Genomic DNA, 25,545 nt, shown 5'->3' on the forward strand with positions numbered 1-25,545 from the left:
CAATACCTGACCACTCTTGACTATTCATGACCTTTACTTCACAATTCGGTATTTCAGAAGTACCCAAATCGCTTCAATACCATCCAGCCATGAGATTTTTTTTCCCTCAGCAATAGAGCGAGGGTAATAACTAATTGGTAACTCTTTGATACGGATGCCTCGCTTTGCTACTTTGGCGGTCACTTCGGGACAAAATTCAAAACGCGTACATTCAAGCGGAATAGATCGTAGGAAGTTGGCATCGAATACTTTATAGCAGGTCGGTTCGTCGGTGAGTCGTTGGTTGAAGAGAATATTGGTTAGCAACGTAACGACCTGACCACCAATATAGAAACTGTAATAGGAATGTCGGTTTTCGGGCTTCAGAAATCGGGACCCATAAATTACCTTCTCTTTACCATCAACAATCGGCTGGATCAATGCCGGATAATCCATTGGTTCATATTCCAGATCTGCATCCTGAACAATGGCAATATCACCCGTCATATGCTGAATAGCCGTGCGAATAGCGGCTCCTTTACCCTGATTATGCTCGTGAAAGATAACCTGAATGTTCGGTACAGATCGGTATGTGTTCAAACGTTCACGCGTACCATCCGTAGAGCCATCGTCAACAATAATAATTTCTTTCGCTAATGGAACAGCCTGAACTTTTTCGAGGAGTGTATCAATATTATTAATCTCGTTGTAAGCAGGAATCAAAACAGATAGCAGCATAAAGCAAATATAAGCGAAAACGATGGGTTTACTTTCTTCGCCAGTAGGGTAGCGGGAAACGGGGGTCTTCAACTCGCACAAAGTCTTTTTGCAGACCAGCGCGTAATTGCCCGATGGCGTGAACGTTAGCCGGGTTATTGAGCGCCGTGCTATCGTCTATCACACTCGATCGGTTGCCAAAAATGACAAATTTCAGACTGGTATCAGCCAGTGCCTTCCCATAGGTGTCGGGATGCGACTCCAGATAATGCGTTGCCTGCATTTCAGTAAAAATAAACGGTACATTCGGCTCCCGATCTGATAGATAATATAAAGGCATAGCCATATCGAAGATCAGCACATGCCCATTTGGCCCTGCTTTCTCCCGAATAAATGCGCCAGCCGCTTCTTCATCCTGATAGTCTCTGATCGTCACCAATCGTTTGACGGTATTCGGGCGATAAAGCAACAAGCTCACCAATAAAAGTAAACCCATACCACCAACACCCACGAGGGCTTGCCAGTATGAAACCTGCTGACGACGAGCTTCATAGTGCGCCAGCCATTGATCGGCCATGAAGCCCAGGTGTAGGACAAAAAATACAGAAGCCTGAAAAAAGTAATGACTTGCCTGTGTTTTCAACATCGTAACACAGGCAAAACCCGCTAACAGCAAAGCCAGCCACAAGGCCGGAGTCTTTTGATAGATTTCCCGATAAGGCTGCTGAAAAACGAGGATAAATGAGACCAGCAAAAGCAGAAGAAGCCAGCTTAACTTAATTAAAAACTTGACCAGAAACAGCGTATGGGACGGATACCCACCAAACGGATAAACATACGTCCACTCCAGGTGAGCCTCTAAGCGATTGGTGGCGAAAAAATAGAGCATCGACAGAAGCAATGGCAAAGCAAAACCAGCCAGCACTAACATGCCACGGCCAACCATTTGCCAGAAGTTTATCCGTCCTGTTAAACACAGCAGGAGTATAAACGCCCCAAATCCTACCAGATAAAATGCCGCTACGCTTTTGAAGCACATAGCCAGGCCAAGCAAAATACCCGCACTGAGCCATCGCCAATTCTGTCTGCCATTATTTTTGACGGCTATAGTAAAGGCATTCAGGCCAAAAATAGCGACCCAACTTTCTGGCTCCAGGAAATTCATTTCCATAAAGCAACAGCAGGCAGCCGTTAGTATCACGGTAAATAAAGCGGTTCGTTCGCCAAACATGCGTGCAGCACGCCAGGCAGATACCAGCACGCCGGTTGCCAGTAGTGTAATCAATGCCGACACACTCAGGTGATTATAGCCTCCTAACAGGTTCAGCAATACACTAGTGGAGGAATACAGCAGGTATGATTTCGACGGAATGAAGTCGTACAAATGATAGCCTTCGTTGAGCGTTCGAGCAATAATTAAGTACTCATACGCATCGTATCCGTAACCAGAATTATAAGCAAAAAGAAAAAAAATAGGGCAGAAAATAGCCAGGAATACTAAAAATCGCGTCATAAAACCGCCTACTGCGTTGAATCAAATTACGGATCAATCGACAAATGTACTGGTTTACTAACAAGGCACCACGCTCACGAAAGCCTTTTTATAGACCGTTCGCTCAGTTCTTAGATACATAATCCGCACGGATTTATTTTTCAACAGGCTTGACAGGATTAGCCAAATGAGGTAGCAAGGGGTAAAAAACTATCTTATTAATCCTGTCAAGCCTGCCGAAAAAAATAGTCACAAACGTTTTCACCAATTAGATGTTGTGTTAGGCAATCGACGGAGCTATTTCTTCGCGAGGCTATTTTTTACATTCAACACCCAAAAACGGGCATTCCGCCAGATTGATTTCGCAGACTAGGTATGCTACCGCACCTTTGATGCGTCAATTTCTAATCGTATGAAAACGCTATTACTCTCTTTACTCATCGTTAGCGCAACTACCTCATTTGCTCAGGTAACTGTTCCCGGCAGCACAACAGCACCTGCCAGCGCTACACCGAGTAGCACTCCAGCAACCCAACCAGCCGTTCCGGATCCGTTTGAAACCAAAACGCCCGCGACCACGGCTCCCGATACATTTACCGCTCCTGCCGACTCGAAACCGAGCCTCATCAATTCGCCAGCCCCAACGGGCGTACAACCGCAATCGGCCCCTACCTCATCTGAGGCAGATGCTGTCGCTCGTGGTAATGGTAAAATTAGCGGTACACTAATAGATTCTACAACAAGCAAACCTGTCGAATTCGCTACAATTGCGCTCTTAAACATCAGCACCAATAAACCCATTGATGGTACAACCGCCGATGCAAAGGGGCAATTTACCATTGGCCGTATATCACCTGGAAAGTATCGCCTTCTGTACACATTTATTGGCTACAAAGACAAACGAAGCGCACTCATTACTATCGATAAAGGCAGCTCAATTACGTTGGGGGCGATTAAAATCGCGCCCGATGTTCGGACACTAAGCGAAGTGAACGTGGTTGGTCAGGCCGCTATGATCGAGGAAAAAGTGGACCGGATGGTTTACAATGCCGATAAGGACCTTGCTGCCAAAGGGGGCGATGCGGGTGATATTCTACGTAAAGTGCCGATGCTGTCAGTCGATCTCGACGGGAATGTGAGTCTGCGTGGAAGCAGTAACGTGACGGTGTTAATCAATAACAAACCGTCGACCATTGTGGCTAGTAGCGTAGCCGATGCCTTGAAGCAGATTCCAGCCGATATGATCAAGACCGTTGAAGTAATCACTTCGCCATCAGCCAAATACGATGCCGAAGGTTCAGCTGGTATCATCAACATCGTAACCAAGAAAACGACCCTGCAAGGGATGACGCTCGATGTTAACGGGGGCGCTGGTAACCGGGGTGCAAACCTGGGTATCAATGGTAACTACCGCACCGGTAAAATGGGTTTTTCGCTTGGTGGTTTCGGTCGTGCAGAGTATAACGTAAAAGGAACATTCCGGAACGATCAAAGCACTCGTAACTACGATCCGACTTCGAACACGTATTCGGCCTGGACTAACACCGTACAAACGGCCAATACGCTGAATCAGCGGCTGTTTGGGAACTATCAGTTAGGTTGGGATTACGACATCGATAAGCGGACTTCGTTAACAGCCAGTATCCGCTACGGTGCCCGAAATGGCCTGAGCACCCAGAAAAACCTGATGACAACGATCACTTCGCCCAATAGCTACTTCCCTTCTGTTAGCAATCGGAATGTAGATACCAAAGACCTGTCGGGAACGGTAGATGCCAACGTAACCTACACAAAAATCTATAAGCCTCAGCAAGAATTCAGCATTCTGGCGCTATATAGCCGCAACAACCGGACGAACAACTTTGTCGCCGATATTATGGGCGGAACTGATTTCCAGACAATTACGTCGCGTCAGAAAAACGACAACCCCAGCTATAACCAGGAGTCAACGTTACAGATTGATTATCAGACACCAATCAAAACAAATCAGCTGATTGAATTCGGTGGTAAAGGTATTTTCCGTCAGGTGAATAGTGATTATCAGTATTACATTGCCAACGGTGCCGATTCACCTTATGTAGTTGATACAACCCGTAAAGGCAATGGCCTGGACTATAATCAGAATATTGCAGCCACCTATTTGTCTTATACGCTGACAACCAAGAGTAAGTTTACCATTAAGGCAGGAGCCCGGTACGAGTACACGTTTATCAATGCGAAGTTCGCCAATGAGACGGCGGGTACGGCAAACACCATTCCGAACTACGGAAATCTGGTGCCAAGCATCAACATTTCGAAAAGTCTAAAAGGTGGCAAGATTATCAAACTGGCGTATAACCGTCGGATTCAGCGCCCTGGTATCCAGTTCCTGAACCCGAACAACAATACCTCGAACCCAACCAACATCAGCACTGGTAACCCATACCTTTCGCCCGAATTAACCGACAATATCGAGTTTGGTACTAGTGCTAATATCAAAGGGCTGTATTTGAATGCAACCGTGTTCGCTCGTCGGACCAACAACGAAATCACCGCTGTTCGTGACGTACAACAGTCGCTTATCAACAATACACTGCAACAGGTGATTCGGACTACCTACCTGAACGTTGGGCATCAGGATGCTTACGGAATTAACTTGTTCGGTAATGGAACATTGTTTCGCAAACTACAACTTGGTGGTGGTATTGACCTCTACCACGTTAACCTGACCAACAACAACGCCAACCCAATTTATTCAGCTTCTAACTCAGGCTGGGTACTGGCCGGTCGGATCATGAGTAGCCTCTCGCTAAGCAATGGTTGGGGCTTCCAGCTATTCGGCGGTGGTCGTGGCAATCAGGTTCAGTTACAAGGGCAACAAAGTGCCATGTATTTCTACAGCCTTGGCTTACGGAAAGAGTTCAACGATAAGAAAGCTAGCTTAGGTCTGGCGGCTGAGAACATCTTCAACCACCCGTTCACACAGCGCTCAGAGCTATCGTCGCCAATTCTGGTGCAGAACTCGCAAACGGGTTACTACAACGCGGGTGTACGCCTGACGTTCAGCTATAAACTTGGCAAAATGAGCTTCGACGCGCCACAAAAACGCCGGAAGTCTGCAGAAAACGATGACCTGAAAGGCGACGGCGGTGGCGACAATAACGCCGGTCCGCAACAACAGCAGTCTTCACCAGGTGGTAACGGTGGTGGCCGTAGCGGTGGTGGTCGTGGCCGTCCATAGTCATATTGACCGTCTTAACATAAATAGGGCGTTGACTCAATTGAGTCAACGCCCTATTTATTAGTTGCCGTTTAAACCCATAAGATTTTCAGAACCTTATAGGTTTGTAATCAAGTTTAATTAGTTACTTCTTTGTCCGTATTTTGCCCACTCTTCCAACCCCACTAGTCTTATGAAATCTAAAAACCTTGTCAGTCTGTTTGTTGCCACAATTTTCTTTGTTCTAGCCATTACTGGTCTGCTCATTTACTTCGGGCAGGGTTCGCACATTGTCGATCATACGCATGCCTGGTTTGGTATTCTATTCTTCATAGCGGCTGTGTTCCATATTGTTAACAACTGGTCGTCGTTGGTGGGATATACCAAAAATCGCCGAACGGGAGCCATTCAAAAGGAATTCGTCCTGCCTGCCATCATTGTGGTCATCTTTGCGGCAGGTATTGGGTTCGACGTCCCCGTTTTCGACAAATTAGCGAATGCAGGCAAGAATCTGTTCCGTGGTGATCGCCCTCAGGGCGGTTCGATGCCACAACCCAAAGTCGATTCGATTGCGAATGCCGTTGAAACAGCCTATGCCACGGCTTACACCAAAGGCGACACAGGCACATTAGCCACAATCATGCCCGTGAAAACGGCGCTCCTTACCGAAGCCGGAACGATTTTAAGCGGCTCCGATGTACAGAAAAACATCCTGAAGCGAACAGGTCCTGAAGTTGTCAAGAATAAAGTTGATCGCGCTGAGGCTCTGGATGATCACCTGATTCTGGTATACGGCACCTCTACCAATTCTACGACTACAACACCCTCTGTTTACACGCATTTGCTCAAAGAACAGAATAAAAAATGGCAGATTATTGCTGCCCAGCGAGCCTTTCCAGCCGTGCAGTAGCTCCACTGAAAATGTGATGATTACAATTCCCAGGAGATGCAATCAAGCGTGCTCAATTTGTTTTTTTACTAGCTAAGCTCGTCCATTGCAACGGAATCCGGTTATCTTACGTATTGATAATCAGACAGCAATCAAGCGAATTAGCTTAATACCATTATATCTTTTTTTGGTACTAAATCTTGATTATGCCGACTTGCTTCGGCAAAAAATAAGTTAATTTCTATTCGTATAGTAAACTCTATTGACTACTTGTTGATTACATCAAGTAGACGTGCCATTTATACCACCATCTGGATGATTCAATTGCTACGAACCTTTATTGTCATTGGCTTTTTGTTTCTTGGGTGCACTTTACAAGCTGTTGCTCAACAAAAAGTCTACACAATTAATGGTCGGGTAATCGATAAAGCAACGGGAGAAGGAATACCCTTTGCCAGCATTGCGCTAAAAGGGAAAACCTCCGGAACGACATCAGACGTCGATGGGCGTTATTCGCTCAAAATCAGTGCTCTCTCCGATTCACTTCTGGTGCTTAGTCTGGGGTACCGTACCGGGGTCTACCCTATTCTGGCACAGTCGACCCAAACTATAGATGCTCAGTTGGTAGCTGCTGCCACAAAACTTCAGGAAGTCAAAGTATACGCTAAAGGGGGCGATCCAGCTTACCGAGTCATGCGTGAGGCCATCCGCCGACGCGACCAGTATAACCCAGCGCGGCTTCTGGCCTATCAGTACGATAGCTACACGAAGATTGAAGCTTATATCAATAACTTCGATCAGAAACGTAAAAACAATAAACGCCCCGGCCCCATTGGGCGCTTGTTAGGCAAGTTGCCAGCCATTATCGACGAGAATGGGAAAGCGGCTGTGCCAGTATTTATTTCTGAGACATTCTCCAATTTTTACGCACGTACCAGCCCGGAAAAAACCAAAGAGGCCGTTCTCAAATCGCACGTGACGGGGGTTGGCGTTACCGATGGTGGATTGATTGCCCAGCTAACAGGCGCGTCATTTCAGCAGTATAATTTCTACCGGAATTCACTCTACATTCTCCAGAAAGATATCCCCTCGCCCATTGGTAGTCAATGGGAAACCGTTTACACCTTCCGATTAAAAGATACCGTTTCGCTCAACAACGCGATCTGTTATTCTATCGAATTTACGCCCAAACGCCCTACCGATTTAGCATTCACGGGTACAATGTTGATCGATACGCTTCATATGGCACTGGCGCAGATAGATGCCCAGGTCGATAAGCGGGCTAATATCAATTTTGTCGATGAACTGCATATTCAACAGGACTGGGAAACAATGGCTTCGGGGCTCCGTTTTCCCACCCAGACGCAAGTCACCATTGATACCGATGAACCTGCTCCACGAGCACCTGGGGCACTGATTCGTTTTTTCACGTTTGCCAACAACATCATTGAAAATAAGCCCAAGGAGCTTCCATTTTATGATCCTGCTATTGAGCTAGCCGACGATTACAAAGAAAGTGATACCGCTTTCTGGCAGAGCGTACGTCCAAGTTCGTTGTCGCCTGATGAGTTGCGAGCCATGCATGTTGTTGATTCGGTCAGGAATGTCCCTTTAGTGAAAGTAGCTGGCGAGATCATTAAACTAGGAGTAATTGGGTACAAACCACTGGGCAAATGGAACGTTGATTTAGGCCCTATTTTGAATTCCTATGCCAGCAACAACGTTGAAGGACACCGTTTTCGGCTTGGTTTACGCACCAATACGGGTTTCAGCAAGAAGTGGCTCCTCAGTGGGTATATTGCCTATGGAACGCAGGACGAACAGATAAAATACAGCGCCAACATCGAGTACATTGTGAGTCGTAAACCCTGGACAGTCATTGGTATAAAGCGTAGCTATGATCTGGAGCGTATTGGCGTCTCGACCGATAACATTGGCAATAATTCGCTATTTGCGGCTTATTCACGTTTTGGCAACATTAGGCGGCCTTATTTTCAGGAAGAAAATCTGGTGTATTTCCGGCGCGAAATGGGTCGTGGCTTTACGCAAACGCTGGCTGTACGAAATCGAAGTTTTGAGCCGCTGTTCCCATTTGCCTTTCAGCCGCAGGCCCACGACGATAATCAGACCATTCGGAGCACCTACCAAACCACGGAATTGATTTCGGAAACCCGGTTTGCGCCCGATGAGATAATCCTCCAGAATGACAATGTTCGCCTGAGTACAGGAGCAGTGCGTAAGCCCATTTTCACATTACGCTATACCCTTGGCCTGCGCAATGTGCTCGATGGCGATTTCACCTATCATCGCATTGCGCTGGGCATGAAACATTCATTCCGAATGGGTGTTTTGGGAAGAACTTATTATACACTTGGGGCAGGAATTATTCCCTCAACGGTCCCCTACCCTTTGCTCTTTACGCCCCTCGGCAACGAGTCGTCGTTTTATGTCGGGAACGCCTACAATCTCATGAACTACTTCGAGTTCGTTTGCGACCGTTGGGCTACTGTCCAATTCGAACATAACTTCAATGGCCTTTTATTCAATCGGTTGCCACTGTTACGACGCCTAAAATGGCGTGAACTGGTTACGGCAAAAATATTAGCAGGCAGTGTATCGGCCAATAATTTAGCGATGATTCCGACCACGAATGCTGCCGGGCAAACTGTAGAAGGGTTCAGCTCACTCACCCAAACGCCTTATATCGAAGTGGGCTATGGTATCGATAACATCTTCAAAGTGTTACGTATAGATGCTATTCACCGGCTCACGTACCGCGATAACGTCAGTCGGACTGGCGTTCCTGTTACTCCTTTTGCCATCAAATTATCAGGCTGGCTGGCATTTTAAGGTACTATTCGTTAATAACAAACGTAGTTTCGGCATGAACTGGCGTGCCGTTGTTCGTAATTCCCTCAACAACAATTCGATACGTACCCGGCTGATCGGATGTGAAGAACGTAAGCTCAACGGGTCTCTGGGTGACAGATACCTTAACCTTGGGATTCCAGTACAACGTTGAACGATAATCTTTTGTGTCGGAAGTGGTTGATTGATAGGTATAATCAGGGGAACGGAATGTAGATTCCCGGTCGAAGCCGCGTACTTTCCCAAACGGTAACCCTTTCGATTTGGCTTCATCGGATGGTCGCTTGGTATACACATTAATCAAACCATTTGAACCAGAAGCTCCCTGATTGGAGGTAATCATACCATTGATCTCAATATGATCAATCAGAGTAGGACTTAACTGCATGAGTCGGCTACCCGCCGTTTCGCCTACAACCAGTACGTTGTTAATGTACAAATTCGGTTCGTGCGCAGATAGGTTGTTTTTGCTGGCAATATTCGGTTTTTGCGCGGACAGATCTCGACTGTTTGGTGTGCTGGCTCTGGCCCAGATCAGATACCAATCGGTCTGGTCATAGACTAGTATAAACGAAGGAAGTTTAGAGGCTATGGCATCGGCTATAGTCGCAAAACCTTCAATGCTCTCTCCTTTTATCGTAACATCGGCTTGCCCATACGAATTTTCCGACTGGATAATTTTCTTCGCCGACACCTTCACTTCAGCAAGCCTCTTTCCCTGGAGTGTATCGGCGGCAGCAATCGCATGCAGCGTAGTTGAGGATACAATGTGGAGTGGTAGATCTGGTAGTTTTTCGGGTAGCCGGGGTGATTCTTTAGCTACTACCTGTATGCTCCCCTCCGGCGACTGCATGAAGAATTTAGTGCTATCGTAAAAGGCCAGGTTGGCCAACGAAAACGCCCCATCGTTGTGGGTTGTAGCTTGGTAAATATGACTTAAATCCTCCGGCAATAGCGTCAGTGTCGTCTTCTTCGCTTTCCCTTTTTTGTCGGAATAAATTCCGTCCAGCGTAATCCCTTTTTCGATGGGATAGTCATACACAAGCGGCATATCTCTGGGTGGTTCCAGAAAGTCGGCCCCCTTTTTAATGGTACCCAATTCCGCATTTGATAGGGCATCAGCCTCGTCAAGAACCGCCACCGAAAAACTCCCCGCCATTACTCCAGCACTTTCCGTCGTGTCCAGACGAAGCGTCATTTTCACCTGACTTCTTGTTGGGTAAACAGACTTATCAACCACGATCTTCAGCAGGCTATCCGAAACTGGCTTGGGCGTTTTTTCGTCCACTCGTTGATTTAGTGCCAGAATCACAATGGGTTTATAGAAAAAATGATCAATTCCATAATTCTTCATCCACTGCGTATAAGCTCGGAGCACATACTTTCCGGGGGGCACGGTTACCGGAAGCCTGAACGAACTGGCTGCTCTACCACTATCAAGTGGTAATACTCGAGATTGGCTAACCACCCGATTCGCATCAATCAGGTCGACATATAAAACGCGGCTAAGCGTATCTATCAATTCCGGAAGTCGATAGGTCATGTAAGCACTGAACCAGAGTTTATCGCCCGGATAATAATAGGGTTTGTCAGTGTGCAGATACACTTTTTCCTGAAGTCTCCGGGCAGAATGATTGATTGGTTTCTGAGCAATAACAATGTCTCCGGGCTTATAATCGAGCGGCAACATGCCAGATAAACGGGCATCGGTCATATTGCCAGAAATTGCGACATCGGTCGGGTTGAGAATTGTGCCTTCTTTATTGATCAGCACATAGCCACCCCGAACTTCCAGCCAGCTCACGGCATCACTTACATCGGCGTAAAAACTAGGGTAAATAAACTCCTTTCTATAATGAACCTCGACTCGCTCTTTTAGCACAATTCGATATTCATTCATACCAGAACCTGAAGTAACCAGCGAGGTTGTATCGACGGGTGCGAGATTGTGTTCAAGCTCAAACGTAAAGGATTTGGTACGGGGTTTCGCTTTTCCTTTGTCTCTGTAAAGCCCAAATCCGAACAAACTGAGCTTTCGATCAAGGATTGATTTCATCAGGTGTTTTGCCGAACCTTGGTAAGCCTGTTCCCGTTCCTTCGTCCAATGGCGTGCTTCGGTTGCACTCGTTGTTTCCAGTTCACTAAATCGAGTTGTTCCGACAATGGAATACTCGGTGGTGGAGTACGTAGCGCTCTTTAGTTGGAAGAAAAGTTTGTACCCGAGCCTCCGATTGTCAATTTCCAGCGGAATCGAAGCTTTGGCCGTTGTATTCCCCTTTTCGTCAATAAAGTCAATGGCCCACGGATTCAGTAATTTACAGTCCGATGTATTTCCTAAAAAGACTTTCTCAAACCGCTTTAGCTGCTTTTCCCAGGCTTTATCCCGACCTGCTTTCACGTTTACTTCGGCTACTTGCTGCGCGTCGGCCATTAACTGAATAGCCATTGGGCTATTGCCCGTTGCTTTCACAGTCACCTTTACTTGCTGGGATATATAACCAATAAATGAAAAGACAATATCGGCCGTCCCCAGCGGTAGGTTATGCAGGACAAATTCGCCCGACGCATTGGTGACCACGCCCATCGTCGTATTGTTTACGTAGACGTTAGTAAACGGCAACGGTTCCAGCGTTTTCGCATCGACAACGCGCCCAGAAATCGTACCCGTTTGTGCATACGAATCCAGACAAATAGACACAAAAAGAACAACAGCGATGAAAAATCTCATGCTGGTCAAGTTAACAAAAAAAATAGTCGCTAGTGATTAATCTCACACCGGCACCACAGTCGAATTTTTTATTTCGGACATAACGAAAAAGCTACTGATGTGTAAGGTGCCGGGAATAATAGACAGTTGTTCCTGATAGAAATGGTTGTAGGTATCCATATCTCGGCTCACAATCTTGAGCAAATAATCGAAAGTCCCCGATACTCGGTTGCACTCCAGCACATCGGGTAATTTTCGAACATCTACTTCAAAGGCTGTAAACGCGTCGCGCGTTTGTCGATCAAGCGTTACCTGACAATAGACCAGTAATGAGTTGCCCAGCTTTTTCTTATCAACAATGGTCACATACCGTTCAATGATTCCTTCGCGTTCGAGCCGCTTGATCCGTTCATGAACCGGCGTTTTCGAGAGATTAATTTTCTTGCCAATATCCTGAATGGTCAGGTGGGCATTCTGCTGTAATAAGTCCAGAATTTTTCGATCGGTTTGATCAACAATATCCATAAGCGGAATATTTACGGGATAGCTCCTAGATTTAGCCAGTTTATAGAACTATTTCCTACTAACTTAACCAATATAGGCTAAATATCCTAAAAAAATAATAAGTAGTAGAAAACAATTACTCCTGTTTTAACTTTGTCGAATCAAAGTAACAACTCCCAAGCACAGTTATCTTTATGGTTATTGGTGTTCCCAAAGAAATCAAAAACAACGAAAACCGCGTTGCGCTGACGCCAGCCGGTGTAACCGAGCTTCGTAAGCATGGCCATGTTGTTTACGTACAGGTTAATGCGGGTGAAGGTAGCGGCTTTGAGGATGAAGAGTACATTGCAGCAGGGGCTACTATGCTTCCTACCATCGAAGATGTGTATGGCATTGCTGAAATGATCATGAAGGTTAAGGAGCCTATTGCTTCTGAGTACAACCTGATTAAAGAGAACCAACTACTATTTACTTATTTCCACTTTGCTTCGTCGGAAGAACTGACGCAGGCAATGCTGGCGAAAGGTGCTGTTTGTTTAGCCTACGAAACGGTTGAACGCCCAGATCGCAGCCTACCACTACTCGTACCGATGTCGGAAGTAGCGGGCCGGATGGCGATTCAGGAAGGTGCTAAATATTTGGAAAAGCCCCTGAAAGGCCGGGGTATTTTGTTAGGCGGTGTACCGGGTGTTAAACCAGCCAACGTCCTCATTTTGGGTGGCGGTATTGTTGGCACCCAGGCGGCAAAGATGGCAGCCGGTTTAGGCGCTCACGTAACCATCATGGACGTTAGCCTGGCCCGTTTGCGTTACCTGTCAGACATTATGCCGCCGAATGTACAAACAATGATGTCGAACGAATACAACATTCGGGAGATGATCAAAGTCTGTGACCTGATTGTTGGGGCCGTGTTAATTCCAGGTGCGAAAGCTCCTCACCTCATCACCCGCGAAATGCTGAAGCAAATGCGTCCGGGTACCGTATTGGTCGATGTAGCTGTTGATCAGGGAGGATGTATCGAAACTTGCCATCCAACAACCCACGAAAATCCGACGTTTATCATTGATGGTGTTGTTCACTACTGTGTAGCCAACATGCCGGGTGCTGTGCCTTACACAAGCACACTCGCCTTGACCAACGCTACACTCCCCTACGCGCTGCAACTGGCTAATAAAGGCTGGCAACAAGCCTGCCGCGACAACACCGACCTTAAGTTGGGGCTGAATGTTGTGGAAGGCAAAGTGGTTTACAAAGGAGTGGCCGAAGCTTTTGGGCTGCCATTAACCGATGTAAATACCGTATTAACTGAAGAAGAACTAGCTCAATAAGCTACTCAAAATATTACTTATTCATCGACAGACGCAGGTCGCACTTTTCGAAGTGCGGCCTTTTTTTTGTCATTATGCCCTAACAATAGCACACTGATTTTCAGGATTGTTATGATTTACAACGATTTTAATTGACTGATAATCCATAAAATCATACCTTATCTTAATCATCCTGAAAATCAGAAGTACTTTTAACATGGAAACTCAGCCAAAAGCAACAGTGCCGACTTTATACGAGTGGGCAGGTGGTATGGAAAACTTTGAAGCCTGGACAGATCTATTTTACCAGCGTGTTCATCAGGATTCAATTCTGGAACCCGTTTTTCGGGGAATGGCACCCGAACACGCTAAGCATGTTGCTCATTTTATTGCCGAAGTATTTCGTGGCCCAGCCCGCTACAGCAGCGAAGAGGGCAGTCATTATACAATGATTCACAAGCACTTAGGCAAATACCTTACCGAAAATCAGCGCAAACGATGGATTGACTTAATCCTGGACACTGCCGATACAATTGGCCTGCCTGATGACCCGGAATTCCGCTCGGCGTTGGTTGGCTATCTGGAATGGGGTTCTCGATTGGCCGTTATAAACTCCAACGCCGATTCTGTGGGAGAAGCAATCGATGCTCCCATGCCAACCTGGGGTTGGGGCGAAACCGGTGGCCCTTACGTCCCTTAATTCCTGCTTAGGATTCCAACATTTGTTGAACCAACAATTTCCATTCGTCCTTTAAAGAGCCGTCAAAAAACGAAGCTCCTGCCCGACGATACCAGTAGTTGGCATTGAAGCGATCGCCTTCTTTACGATGCAGGTATGCATGTAATCGATCGTAGACCTGAGTTCCCTCCTGGCTTTGAGCGATGTTATGAGCAGCCTCCCAATTGTCCTTCGCGTCGTACCATAAACCTTGCAGAATTGGGTGGAGGCCGGTGGGAGGCTGCTGTTGAGATAAGGAGAGAGTAAACTGCTCAAGTGTCATTTCGTTTCGAGTTTATACGTTATGTAGTGGCTAGCGTGCAAACCAGCTACTATTCATTACAAAGCAATGCTGATTAAGGAGGCCGTTGAAGCCTTCGACAAAGCCCTTTTTTCCAGCTTTGGGGATCAGACAACCGATTTCAATAAAAACTGCTGGCTTTACTCAAAAATGGAAGCTAACCGAATTCGTAATCATCACTTACAACCAATCGTCGCGCAGGATACCGTTTAGCTTTTCGTACGGTACAGTTACCTGAATTGGTCCGACCGCGTAAGCTGCAATTTCGTAGGGATTATAGTAGAAAACCATTCCCTCCCGACTGGTGCCTACGTTGGCGGGTAAAAAGAAGTGTCCATCGCGCAGGAAGTAGCCCTGCTCTTCGAGATTTACTTTGGGTAACAGGTTTTGTTGTTGTCGAAACGCCTGTTCGAGTACACCAAGCAAAGCCGTTGTGTCGGCAATCATGTCATTCAGCGTTAATATTCGGCCTGTTTCGCGATCAAATGTATAGAAAGCCAGGTTCGAATTAGGATGGGCGCCCCCTGTATAAGCGTAGGTCTCAATCTTCACCGTCAGCGCCTTTGAACCCGCATGCACCGTGTCGGCTTTGGTTTCCAGCTCCCAGCAGCCGCCAAAATTGCCCATTTCTTTTCGAACGGCTTCGTAATCGGAAGCGAAAAGTGAAGCCGCTTTAGCCAGATCTGTCCGGGCTTCTGGGTGACTTCCTACAGTGGCGCTATCGAGCCAGCCCACTACACTATTCACAGCCAGTAAACGCAGGCTATCATTAATTTTACGAGCCCCTTCTGAGTCGTCTTTCAACAAAATGTACGAAACGTCTATCCCGACCCCTGTATTACTGGTTGTATCACAACGAGCTGAGCCGGTAAACGTATAGTGTTGACGCTCTAAAACGGGCGACCCTGAATTTGTAGAGTGACAGGCAGAAAAAAGAAAAAGTAAGAATAACGTTGCAGCAAGGTACTTCATGAAGAGCGAGTATCGTAATTAGAAGAAACGGGCAGTTCATTAGCTATCAGACACATTTCTACCCATTTCACCTAACTACCCGCACTACAAACTTAACAAATCTTTAAACCGAATAGCTTGTCGACGGCTAATTTCGATTTTATCCCCCCCTCGCAACGTCACTAGCAACCCTCCGCTAAACCAGGGTTCAATTTTTTCGATCCATTGCAGGTTAATGATGTGTTTCCGATTAGCCCGGAAAAACGTAGCCGGATTGAGTCGATCTTCAAGTGCATTTAATGACTTAAGTACCAGAGGCTTCTGATCGTCGAAATAGAGCCGAACGTAGTTCCCCATTGATTCGAACAGGCGCACTTTACCCAATTTCACAAACCAGCATTTTTCACCATCCTTCACGAACACCTGATCATTCTCACCCAAAATCTTTGACGCGATTCCTCCTGTTGCTCCTGATGCTTCAGGCACATGAAGTTCTTCTTCTACGCGGTGAATGGCTTCCGATAAACGAGCCAGTTCAACAGGTTTAAGCAGGTAGTCGAGTGCATTGAATTCAAACGCTTTAATCGCGTATTCGTCGAAGGCAGTCGTAAAAATAACTTCCGGCGTTTTGCCTTCGATAGACTGCAACAACTCAAATCCGTTTTTGCCGGGCATCTGAATATCCAGAAACAGGAGTTCTGGCTCCAGTTCGTCAATCATGGGTAGAGCCTCATCCGCATTGGCCGCTTCGCCAATAATCTGAATTTTCGGAAAGTTTTCGAGCAGCCGACGAAGTTCATTTCGGGCTAAGCGTTCATCGTCAATGATCAGGGTTTTCATAGTGTAATTAAGAGTGTAGAGTGAAAAATGAAGAATAAAAAGGAAGAACATCGGCTATTCGTCTCTTTTCACTCTACACTCTTCACTTTTTCGCGTCGGAACATGCCCTCCGACTGGGCAGGAATGGTAATTTCAGCACAAACAACGGGACCAGTGTCCTGATCGTCATCTTCCTGAAAAATATGAAATTGAGCTTCTGAGCCGTACAGTAATTCGAGCCGTTGGGCCGTGTTCGCCAGGCCAAACCCACCCGATGCTTTTTTGTCGCCGAGTATCCCCGTGTTACGGATAATGATATGCAACTTATCCGGTCCGTCATCGCGAGACACAATACTGGAGCGAACATCCACAAAGCCCCCACCAATAGCCGTTGATACTCCATGTTTGATTGCATTCTCAACAAGGGTCTGCAACATCATAGGCGGCACCTGCCAGAAAAGGGTGCGGCCATCCAGATCGATATACGATGTAAGTCGGTCTTCGTAACGAACTTTTTCGAGGGCCAGATAATCCTCTACAGTTTTGATTTCCTCCCGTAACTCAACCGTTTTCCGTCGGTCGGCCAGCAGCGAATTTCGCAGTAAATTAGATAGTTGTGTAATACCCTGTTGGGCTTTAGTGGGATTTTCGTACACCAACGCCCGAATACTGTTGAGAGCATTAAACACGAAATGAGGATTCAGTTGGGAGCGCAACACTTTGGCCTCTGTTTCACGAATATTCGTTTTGAGCAGGATTTTCTCAATCTCCGCATTCCGATTTTCCTCAACGTAATGGTAAGCCGTGTAGGTTAGTACCCAGGTCAGCATGTTTTTACCCCAGGTCATCACATAACCAATTAAGGGCCAGGGCTCATCGATAAGGTGCTGCGGTACAATGAGCCGATCCATCGGCAGATTCACCATCGTCATGATCAACGCCAGCACAAAAACCGACAGCAACACGCGTGGGGCTAGCCGGAAAAAGGGTAACCGAACCCAGTTCCACCGCCGGATCATCAGTCGGTACAAATGGGTCAGGGTAATTCCCAGAAAAATATTGGCAATCGCTAAATAGAGTGTGTCGGGGTCAAAGCCGTCTTGCAGTAAATAAGCCGTGTACTCCACCAGAATGAGGAGTGTCCAGCCAAAAAACTGGCAAAACCAATATATTTTCTGCTTTGACATTCCCATTTCGTTACACCATGCCCTTTAGGCAGAAAGCGAATATACAGCCTTTAGTGAGCAGTTTCACAGTCCGCAGTTATCAGTGGGTATATACGTGGATTATCGGCCGATGGTTGCTGATAACTGGTAACCTATTCAATCGGTCATTTAGTGCATGAGCGCCAGCGATAACAGGTGAGCTGTATCGTTGGTCAAGTCAATCGTAAACTGGGCTGTTGCGTAATCGTATGAGAGTTTATACAGGCACAGGTTACTGTGCTCGAAATGATCCATCTGCGAGAGTGGCAGATTCGTAAGCCAGCAAAGTAGGATACGCATAGCCCGACCATGCATAGCCACCAGAACCAGTTCTTCTTCTGGATGCGAAAGGATCGTATCTATGGCTACTTTCTGCCGTTCAACGACTTGTTCAGGACTTTCTCCGCCATCGGTAGCCCGATCTGTTTGGCCTGCCTCCCAGGCTTCAATGAGTGCCCGGTAATACTCATTGTCTAAATTACCAGGGGCCTTACCTTCCATAACACCCCAGCTAATCTCATTCAGACCCGTGAGTTTTTCGTACGGTAAGCCTAACTCGATAAATGGCTCGACGGTCTGGTAGGTTCGAATCAGTCCGGAGATGTAAATTTTGTTAAACGGCACGTGCTGGTAAGCCTGAAAAAACGCCATTGCCTGCGCCCGTCCCATCTCGTTGAGGTCCGAATTAACCCCACTACCCTGTACTATCCCCCGGCGGTTATAGTCGGTTTCGCCGTGGCGAATCAGATAAATTGTTTTTTGTGCCAAACCTTTCCGCTTGCCAATTGGCAATTTTTCCCAAATTTGAACCACAAAATTACACAAAACACGTCAATTTACTCGTTCAGGTTCCATGTTTCAAGCTTAATGTTACTGATTTCAGCGCCTTAGCGTAAAATTTACACATTAAACTTCTAGTATGTAACCTAAACGTTTTAATCCTGATCACTATGAAAGCGGGCTTCGATCTAAATGCACTTGATTTTATCCATAACGACTCTATTGGCAAGCACATTGGCATTGAGTTTATGGAAGCGGGCGAAGGCTATTTGATTGCCCGCATGCCCGTTGACAAACGCACACATCAGCCGTTTGGCATTCTCCACGGAGGAGCCTCGGTAGTCCTGGCCGAAACCTTGGGTAGTGTGGCTTCCTATATGTTATTGGATGACCCAACTACGCAACGGGCTGTTGGACTTGAAATCAACGCGAATCACCTGCGGTCTGTACGTGAAGGCTGGGTTTACGGTCGCTGCACACCTATTCATACAGGGCGTACTACACACGTTTGGGACATCCGGATTGCCGATGAACAAGGTAAGCTGGTTTGTGTAAGCCGCCTTACGGTGGCTGTGATTAAAGTGTAATTAACAACCAAACGGGATAATAACGTAATATCGGGTTTAATTGGCCTATTACATTTTATAACGTCCAATTTAAAACAAGCTCCCACCCGTCAGTGATCCTTTGGGCTCAATTTCTGATAGCTTACACATGACAATCGTTGACAAAATCAACCAGAAGCCGATTAATATCTTCTGGGTTTTCCCAGGCTACTAAGTGACCGGCTGATTGGACAAACTGTGGGTTTTTACGCCAAATAGCTGGATTGGGGATCTCTAGATAAGCCAGATTGTGAATCTGGTCCTCACTACCAGCAACAATAGCTACCGGCACATTTGTTTTCCGTATAAGTTCGGTCTCATCGGCATATTCACCTGATACAACCGTATGTACTATAGCCTGATGAACCTTAGAATCTGTTTTATAAAAATCAGACGCTAAAAATTCGGGCAGTTTAGTAGCGTCAGGTCGTAAAAGCGACTTGATGTAAGCCAATACATCATCTGGTGCTGGATTTTCGGAATATACTTTCCCTAATAATTCACCATTCCGGTATAGCTGATCGAACTGAATAGGCTTAACGACTGGTATGGTCATAGCAAATACCCCCAGACAACCCGTCAGCGTAGGTATTGCTTCCAGCGCAATGTGTCCGCCCAACGAATTACCTACCAGAACAAATTGGTTCAGTTGAAGCTGATGGATAACTCCCGTAAGAAAATGAATTGATCCTTGAAATGTGTAATCGCTTAATGGGTGGGAACTCTGCTCAGAAAGACCATGCCCTGGGAAATCAAAGGCAACCAATCGATAGGTGGCTAAAAGCGTGCTATTTAACTGCTGCCCCCAACTTTTCAGCGACAAACCACGACCGTGAATAAACACGATGGCAGGTTGTTGATCTTTGTTTTTATCGATATAATGAATGCGAAGACCGTTGACAACTAAAAAATCAGAAGGCGTAGAAATTGATGGCATAAAAGGAGGTAGATGTATTAGAGAAGACCATGTTGAATGGCATAACGTAAGAGATCCATTGAGTTTTGCGAGTTGGTTTTGCGTAGCATGTTTCGGCGATGGGTATTAACGGTGTTAAAACTCAGAAATAGTTTATCGGCAATCTGCTTACTGCTATAACCTTCGATCGCCCATTTCAGAATCTCAATTTCCCGTTTACTTAAGAGTTTATCAGGATCGATATCCGGGAAATACTCCTTTGATAGCATGAGTTTCCATACGCCCGTTTCTGCATCAAGTTATTCGATTTGATGGATAATTTTTCCTTTGGGAACCTGATTGGTTATATCCCATAAAAAGCCAAATATGGCTACTGGTAAATTTTGATCAGTGGAAAGAACAATGGTATTTCGTTGAAGAATAGTACGGCATTCGTTACGATTGCCCTGAAAACGATAACTCATTGAGAACCGGAGTTGCGCAATATCTATTGCCGGATGTTGTGCCAGAAAGGCTGTCCGATCCTGATGAATCTCATGATTCAGGACTTGAAACGTGGCCATGCTGTGCAAGGTAAATTCCAGCCCTCCTTCGTAAAAAGCCTGATTAGAACACCCCAAAACCTGCTGGCTATTTAGGTCTACAAACGGATAGGACCGGGAAGGATAATCGAGTAGAAAGAGCGTGGTTGACGATTGTTGAGCAAATCGTCGCATCTGTTCGGTTTCTTGGAGGTACTGACCGTAGTCCCAGGGGGTTAGCTGAACGTTTTCATTCAGGTGTTGCAGATAATCTCTATAGGTTGGCGCTTTCATCACGATCAGATTGTTGCAGACAGTTTCTTCATGCTAAAGAAGTCCGTACCGAATGGCGTAGCGAAGCAAATCCATTGAGTTTTGCGAGTTGGTTTTGCGCAACATATTCCGGCGATGGGTGTTTACGGTATTGAAACTCAGACACAATTTATCTGCAATCTGTTTACTACTATATCCCTCCACTGCCCATTTTAGAATCTCAATTTCTCGTTTACTTAGCAATTTGTCTGGATCGACATCCGGAAAATATTCGTTCGACAGTACGATGTTCCAGACGCGTTCTTGCAGATTGTATTGCTCAATCTGGTGAATGAGTTTCCCTTTTTTGGCCTGGTCCGTAATATCCCATGCAAAGCCGAAAATAGCCGTTGGGGCTGAGTTATCTGTATTCCCAATGATTGTATGGCGTTGAAGAAGGGTGCGGAGCTCTCCTTTTATGCCTCTAAATCGATAGGTTTTGGAAAATCGATACTGGGCCAAATCCTGACTGCTCAGATTGGCCAGAAAGGCTACCTCGTTTGGAAAAATAGTGTTGTTGAGTGTGGCAAAATCGGTATTATGATGCAACACAAAAGCTAGCCCCCCTTCATAAAAAGCCTCATTTGGATGCCCCATTACCTGATAGGCGCTATGGGAAACTAATGGATAATCCTTCGTTCGGAAGTCCAAGAGAAAAATAACTGTTGATGACAATTCCATGAAGGAATGCATCGATTGTGCCTCCTTTACGTATTGAGCATAGTCCCATGCGCTGGACTGGGGTTGCTCGGCTAGCAAATCCAGATACTTTTGGTAGGTAAGTATACTAGAACGTTTCAAGTGAGGATATATAGTTAGCGTACTCCCCGAAAATTACTTAAAAATGAGTATTGAGTCAAGCGTAAGCATCTATCAATTTTGCATTGATAACCAATTGATTACTGAAGAGGTAATGTTGGTTCCTTAAGATAAACCACTATCTATTCACACCATTTTTAGGAGTCTTTACATTGTCGATAACAGGCAGAATCACATGCTCTTTAGTAATTCACGGCTTAAGTTAAATATAGATTAATATGAAATGTAAATTTTACATGATTCAGGCGCTAGCCATTCTGACTATTGTAACTTTTGTGAAACAAAGTGTAGTTGCCCAGGGCAGTATTTCTGCTGCGCTGAAAAAGGCGGCAGAAGACGCAAGAGCCGCAGCGAATAAAGCGCAATGTCCAGAACAGAAAACCTATTACTTAAAACTAGCTTCGTATTGCGACTGCACGGTAAAAGTGTACCAAACGGGGAGTGGTGTCAGTCAAGCTGATTGCGATAGGTTAAAGCCTACGTCGTCAAATCCTCCTTGCCCCAATAATTCTGGTAGTTCTAATTCATCCAGTAATGGTGGTAGCTATAGTACAGGTGCTTCTACATACTCTCCAAATGCCGATTTTGACAGGAAAGCAAAAAGCTTTATGACACCCCAACAACAATACGAATATGATCGGTTAAATGACCCGATTTCAAAAACGGTTGTAGGGGGAGCAGCGATGCTAGCTGATGTTGTGAATAAAGCTCAGCAACAAAAGGATGCGGAGCGCGAAAGCCATCGATATGGTACGTCAGAAGACAAGGAGAGCCTTATGGATGAAGCCAATCAATTACGGTATCAGGCAAGCGGTAATGCACGGGGACTTTGGCTTCTTGTTGGTGGAGCCGCTGCGGGTATTGGGTTCTTAGGAATAAAGAATGCAGATGAAAAAGTCATAGAACCGAGTACATGGCATTACATAGCGGCTACGGGTGGTATCGTGATTGTTACTTTCGGAATTATAGGTATTGTCAGGGACATATCAAGAAAATCGAGAGCGAAGGAATTAGAATGGCAGGCAAATCACATGCAAATTTCTTTTAGCCCAATTATCAATGGGTATCAATACGGTCAAACGTATAATGGTGCCCGTTTGACTATGAGGTTTTGACGGCGTATAGGTTACTAAGTGCTTTCCTGATTCTGAAATACTATCCCCACAACACTATGACGAAGTTATCTTTCTACCGATTTTGGGGCCTTCTGCTACAAATTACACCAATTATTCTGTTCTCTACCTGTCAGCAAAAAGACCCACCTCCCAAGCCAGTTGCCTTTTTTACGTATTATCCCACCACAAATCTGGTCGCTCCTATTACCTTGTATTTTAGTAATGAGTCTGAGAATGCAACTAGCTATAAATGGGAAACCAGCGAAGGAGAAAGTAGTACAGCGGAAGAAGTAAAATTGACGGTCCGTACAGGTAAAACAATCACTATAACACTTACGGCAACAGGTGAAGGAGGTTCGGATACCTATTCACAAACCATTACGGTGACAGATCCTGTTACAACGAATCCTACCCCAACTGCCGATTTTACGTATTCACCTTCTCAAAACCTAGTGGCCCCCGTTACTGTGTCGTTTAGCAATACATCCACAAACGCTACCTCCTATAAATGGGATTTTGGAGATGGGACTTCTTCCACGACCAGTAACCCTACCAAACAGTTTACAACGGAGGGAACATTTACGGTTAAGTTAAGTGCAACGGGAAGTGGGGGAACGACGAATACATCAAAAACCTTAGTAATAGGAAAAGCGGCAGCCACAACAGGACAGGCTGTTTTCTGGACGGATAAATCAAGCGGGTGGGGTAGCATCGATGTAACTGTTGGAGGAACATTTGTCGGAACTATACTACGATACTATACATCAGCCCCTTCTTGCGGGAGTGATCTGACTATTGCCCGTACACCCGGCACCTATGCCTATAGTGCCAAAAGTAATACTGGAATAACCTGGTCTGGCAACATTACCATTACAGCAAATGGATGCGTTTCGCAGAAACTACCCTTCCCGACCACCTCTACAAATGCCTGCGATTGGTCTACTTATACAAATTCACAGTCATTAGCTGTTGAACATAAAGCAACCAGTGCTTGCAGTGATGGCATCTCAGTAAAGGTTACGAATAAAACCAATATAAAATTGGTGGTCTATATAGCCATAGAAGAAATAGGCGGTAAATGGCATATGGAAACTGGTTTCCCCGGTTCTGGCGAAGCATTTTCAAGTTTTGATTGTAAGGTTACTGGTAAGTACAACTATTGGGCCATGTCTAGTGAAGTGTTCATCAAGAATAACTGTCCAAACCCAGTTCCTTAACCTACAATTTCGTACGATAACTACTGGGATAGATTTTCAATGGATAAAACCTAGCACATTCAATGCTTAGAAATCATGAAATTAATCCACACTCTTTGCTTTATAACACTTGCGTTTGTCAGTTCTGACTGTAAACAGGAAGAACCTAAAAAAGCCAAAGTGGGTGTTCTATTTTATTCGTTCCGATCTGTGCTACCTACATCAGCAGGACCTGGAACAACCTATATCGACGTAAATATCGACGGACCAGAAGCGAATCATGGTACTATAACAGCGCGTTCAAGCTCTACTCCAGATTGTTTGGATTATACAAATTATGGCCACATTCTATTTCTATTAGAGCCAGGCAAATACCATTGGGAAGCCAAAGAAAATCCTTCCGGCACTACATGGAATGGTGTGTTCACGGCCAATGCTGCCCAATGTTCGGGAGTTGAGATTCGTTGACTTACTATGATTGAAAGGACGGTTGAATTAACCAAATCTTTTGTTGTGCAAAGCTATATGTATTGTAAATAATACGAAAGTATTAAGGAGTATGCCATTCATAAAGTGAGTAATCATGCAAAAATATCTCACAAAGGTTTATATGGTATTTCTCTGATTATCAGATCAATAACCTTTACCAAAGATTACCTTCTTGAATTTATACTTCTAGTCCATCTCTCTTTTCTACCTTTTATTTCTTTCAATAAATTCCCCAATTGAGTTAACCATAAACTATTCTGGTTATGCCAAGAGTCTTTATTTACTTTTTGTTCTTGCCTATTCTGGGATGGGCGCAGGAAAGCCCGATTGCAAAGGCAATAAAAATAGCCAGGAGAGTGGGCAAGGTAGAGACGTTTCCTACCTTATTTACCTTAAGAGGAACCACACCTAGCCTTAAAAACGCACGTGGCTCTGCGCATCAGATTCAGCACCTAACAATCGCCCCTGGTATTCTAAGCCGGATCAGAAATAGTAAACACAATCTTATGGAGTTGTCTATCCCTACCAATGATGGAAAACTGGAATTAGAGTTGCTTCCTGTCGATATTTTTGCCCCTGGTTTTACAGTCAAAACCAGCAAACCCGATCCTAATTTTAAATTCGATAGTACTAAACTACGCTTTTATCAGGGGAGCCTTAAGAATAATTCTAAGGCAATAGCGGCATTTGCTTTCTCCGATGATAACATTACTGGTATGATAATCGATAGTACAGGTGTCAGAGTTCTGTCGAGAAGACGTGATAATTCTGTACTAACAACGGATTATGCGTTATATGATGAACAAGCGGTGACAACTCAATCTCGTCCTTTTTCTTGTGCGACAGTGGACAGTCATATTAGCCCAAGCCCACAGAAAAAAGATTTAGTTAGTGGCGCCCATGCCAATGTCACAACTAGTAGTACCTGTGTGAAATATGTAGGATTATATTTGGAAGCAGACTATGCACTTTTCAACTTTTATAGCCAGGATATTAATTTATTAACTCATGACATCTTATTTCTCTTAAGTCAGGTAATTACCGTATTTCGAAATGAAAATGTATATGTGCAACTAATACTAAATCAGATTGATAATGACGTATTTTCGATGTAGGGAAAACAACTTAACGAAATG

23 protein-coding genes are annotated in these 25,545 nt (G+C 45.3%); 10 read left to right on the forward strand and 13 right to left on the reverse strand.

Annotation, left to right across the window (positions count from 1 at the left end; genetic code table 11):
• Positions 1-33: 33 nt before the first annotated feature.
• Together ACYVGR_RS04965 and ACYVGR_RS04970 are read right to left on the reverse strand one after the other, a co-directional pair.
• Complete coding sequence (locus ACYVGR_RS04965) at positions 34-717, reverse strand: glycosyltransferase family 2 protein (RefSeq protein WP_460954173.1); 684 nt, start codon at positions 715-717, stop codon at positions 34-36.
• 28 nt (positions 718-745) lie between these two features.
• On the reverse strand, positions 746-2,209 hold the full coding sequence (locus tag ACYVGR_RS04970; RefSeq protein WP_460954175.1) for an ArnT family glycosyltransferase: 1,464 nt from the start codon (positions 2,207-2,209) through the stop codon (positions 746-748).
• 391 nt (positions 2,210-2,600) lie between these two features.
• Here ACYVGR_RS04970 and ACYVGR_RS04975 point away from each other — a divergent pair, with 391 nt between their 5' ends.
• From ACYVGR_RS04975 to ACYVGR_RS04985, 3 genes are all read left to right on the forward strand, one after another.
• Complete coding sequence (locus ACYVGR_RS04975) at positions 2,601-5,408, forward strand: TonB-dependent receptor (protein ID WP_460954177.1); 2,808 nt, start codon at positions 2,601-2,603, stop codon at positions 5,406-5,408.
• Between the two features lie 172 nt (positions 5,409-5,580).
• The gene (locus ACYVGR_RS04980; protein WP_460954179.1) at positions 5,581-6,297 is read left to right on the forward strand and encodes a DUF4405 domain-containing protein; all 717 of its coding nucleotides are present in this window, start codon (positions 5,581-5,583) and stop codon (positions 6,295-6,297) included.
• 294 nt (positions 6,298-6,591) lie between these two features.
• On the forward strand, positions 6,592-9,126 hold the full coding sequence (locus tag ACYVGR_RS04985) for a DUF5686 family protein (protein ID WP_460954181.1): 2,535 nt from the start codon (positions 6,592-6,594) through the stop codon (positions 9,124-9,126).
• A gap of 4 nt (positions 9,127-9,130) precedes the next feature.
• Here ACYVGR_RS04985 and ACYVGR_RS04990 read toward each other — a convergent pair whose 3' ends face one another.
• Together ACYVGR_RS04990 and ACYVGR_RS04995 are read right to left on the reverse strand one after the other, a co-directional pair.
• The gene (locus ACYVGR_RS04990) at positions 9,131-11,872 is read right to left on the reverse strand and encodes a carboxypeptidase-like regulatory domain-containing protein (protein WP_460954183.1); all 2,742 of its coding nucleotides are present in this window, start codon (positions 11,870-11,872) and stop codon (positions 9,131-9,133) included.
• Between the two features lie 42 nt (positions 11,873-11,914).
• The gene (locus tag ACYVGR_RS04995) at positions 11,915-12,376 is read right to left on the reverse strand and encodes an Lrp/AsnC family transcriptional regulator (RefSeq protein WP_182461683.1); all 462 of its coding nucleotides are present in this window, start codon (positions 12,374-12,376) and stop codon (positions 11,915-11,917) included.
• Between the two features lie 173 nt (positions 12,377-12,549).
• Between ACYVGR_RS04995 and ald the strand changes: the two genes are divergently transcribed.
• Both ald and ACYVGR_RS05005 read left to right on the forward strand, forming a co-directional pair.
• Positions 12,550-13,683: an alanine dehydrogenase gene (gene ald, locus ACYVGR_RS05000; protein WP_460954185.1), complete on the forward strand. Its 1,134-nt coding sequence runs from the start codon at positions 12,550-12,552 to the stop codon at positions 13,681-13,683.
• Positions 13,684-13,879: 196 nt separating this feature from the next.
• Positions 13,880-14,362: a group II truncated hemoglobin gene (locus tag ACYVGR_RS05005; RefSeq protein ID WP_460954187.1), complete on the forward strand. Its 483-nt coding sequence runs from the start codon at positions 13,880-13,882 to the stop codon at positions 14,360-14,362.
• Between the two features lie 7 nt (positions 14,363-14,369).
• Here the strand turns inward: ACYVGR_RS05005 and ACYVGR_RS05010 are convergent, their stop codons facing one another.
• The 5 genes from ACYVGR_RS05010 to ACYVGR_RS05030 all read right to left on the reverse strand — a co-directional run bounded on the left by ACYVGR_RS05010 (position 14,370) and on the right by ACYVGR_RS05030 (position 18,424).
• Positions 14,370-14,663 carry a hypothetical protein gene (locus ACYVGR_RS05010; protein ID WP_460954189.1) on the reverse strand — a complete coding sequence of 98 codons (294 nt, stop codon included), beginning with the start codon at positions 14,661-14,663 and terminating at the stop codon, positions 14,370-14,372.
• Positions 14,664-14,861: 198 nt separating this feature from the next.
• Complete coding sequence (locus tag ACYVGR_RS05015) at positions 14,862-15,653, reverse strand: DUF3298 and DUF4163 domain-containing protein (protein ID WP_460954191.1); 792 nt, start codon at positions 15,651-15,653, stop codon at positions 14,862-14,864.
• Positions 15,654-15,737: 84 nt separating this feature from the next.
• Complete coding sequence (locus ACYVGR_RS05020; protein ID WP_182461678.1) at positions 15,738-16,472, reverse strand: LytR/AlgR family response regulator transcription factor; 735 nt, start codon at positions 16,470-16,472, stop codon at positions 15,738-15,740.
• Between the two features lie 68 nt (positions 16,473-16,540).
• A complete protein-coding gene (locus ACYVGR_RS05025; RefSeq protein ID WP_460954193.1) occupies positions 16,541-17,638 on the reverse strand; it encodes a sensor histidine kinase in 1,098 nt (365 codons plus the stop codon).
• A gap of 147 nt (positions 17,639-17,785) precedes the next feature.
• On the reverse strand, positions 17,786-18,424 hold the full coding sequence (locus ACYVGR_RS05030) for a histidine phosphatase family protein (protein WP_460954195.1): 639 nt from the start codon (positions 18,422-18,424) through the stop codon (positions 17,786-17,788).
• 182 nt (positions 18,425-18,606) lie between these two features.
• Between ACYVGR_RS05030 and ACYVGR_RS05035 the strand changes: the two genes are divergently transcribed.
• Entirely contained in the window at positions 18,607-19,023 is a 417-nt protein-coding gene (locus ACYVGR_RS05035; protein WP_460954197.1) for a hotdog fold thioesterase, read from the forward strand.
• Positions 19,024-19,144: 121 nt separating this feature from the next.
• On the opposite strand, the gene ACYVGR_RS05040 is transcribed toward ACYVGR_RS05035, so the two are convergent.
• Genes ACYVGR_RS05040 through ACYVGR_RS05055 form a run of 4 tightly spaced genes read right to left on the reverse strand, consistent with a single transcriptional unit; the run spans position 19,145 to position 21,591 of the window.
• On the reverse strand, positions 19,145-19,978 hold the full coding sequence (locus ACYVGR_RS05040) for an alpha/beta fold hydrolase (protein ID WP_460954199.1): 834 nt from the start codon (positions 19,976-19,978) through the stop codon (positions 19,145-19,147).
• A gap of 17 nt (positions 19,979-19,995) precedes the next feature.
• Positions 19,996-20,226, reverse strand: coding sequence for a response regulator transcription factor (locus tag ACYVGR_RS05045; RefSeq protein WP_460954201.1), 231 nt, complete (start codon positions 20,224-20,226; stop codon positions 19,996-19,998).
• Positions 20,227-20,256: 30 nt separating this feature from the next.
• Positions 20,257-20,772, reverse strand: a complete 516-nt coding sequence (locus ACYVGR_RS05050) for a hypothetical protein (RefSeq protein WP_460954203.1) — start codon at positions 20,770-20,772, stop codon at positions 20,257-20,259.
• 33 nt (positions 20,773-20,805) lie between these two features.
• The gene (locus tag ACYVGR_RS05055; protein ID WP_460954205.1) at positions 20,806-21,591 is read right to left on the reverse strand and encodes a response regulator transcription factor; all 786 of its coding nucleotides are present in this window, start codon (positions 21,589-21,591) and stop codon (positions 20,806-20,808) included.
• Between the two features lie 254 nt (positions 21,592-21,845).
• Between ACYVGR_RS05055 and ACYVGR_RS05060 the strand changes: the two genes are divergently transcribed.
• The 4 genes from ACYVGR_RS05060 (at position 21,846) to ACYVGR_RS05075 (ending at position 25,524) form a co-directional block, all read left to right on the forward strand.
• A complete protein-coding gene (locus ACYVGR_RS05060; protein ID WP_460954207.1) occupies positions 21,846-22,724 on the forward strand; it encodes a hypothetical protein in 879 nt (292 codons plus the stop codon).
• A 56-nt stretch (positions 22,725-22,780) separates the two neighbouring features.
• Positions 22,781-23,941, forward strand: coding sequence for a PKD domain-containing protein (locus ACYVGR_RS05065; protein WP_460954209.1), 1,161 nt, complete (start codon positions 22,781-22,783; stop codon positions 23,939-23,941).
• A 75-nt stretch (positions 23,942-24,016) separates the two neighbouring features.
• Positions 24,017-24,388 (forward strand): hypothetical protein, encoded by a 372-nt coding sequence (locus tag ACYVGR_RS05070; protein ID WP_460954211.1) that lies wholly within the window; start codon positions 24,017-24,019, stop codon positions 24,386-24,388.
• A gap of 284 nt (positions 24,389-24,672) precedes the next feature.
• Positions 24,673-25,524: a hypothetical protein gene (locus ACYVGR_RS05075; RefSeq protein ID WP_460954213.1), complete on the forward strand. Its 852-nt coding sequence runs from the start codon at positions 24,673-24,675 to the stop codon at positions 25,522-25,524.
• Positions 25,525-25,545: the final 21 nt, after the last annotated feature.

The organism is Spirosoma litoris (assembly GCF_054776755.1).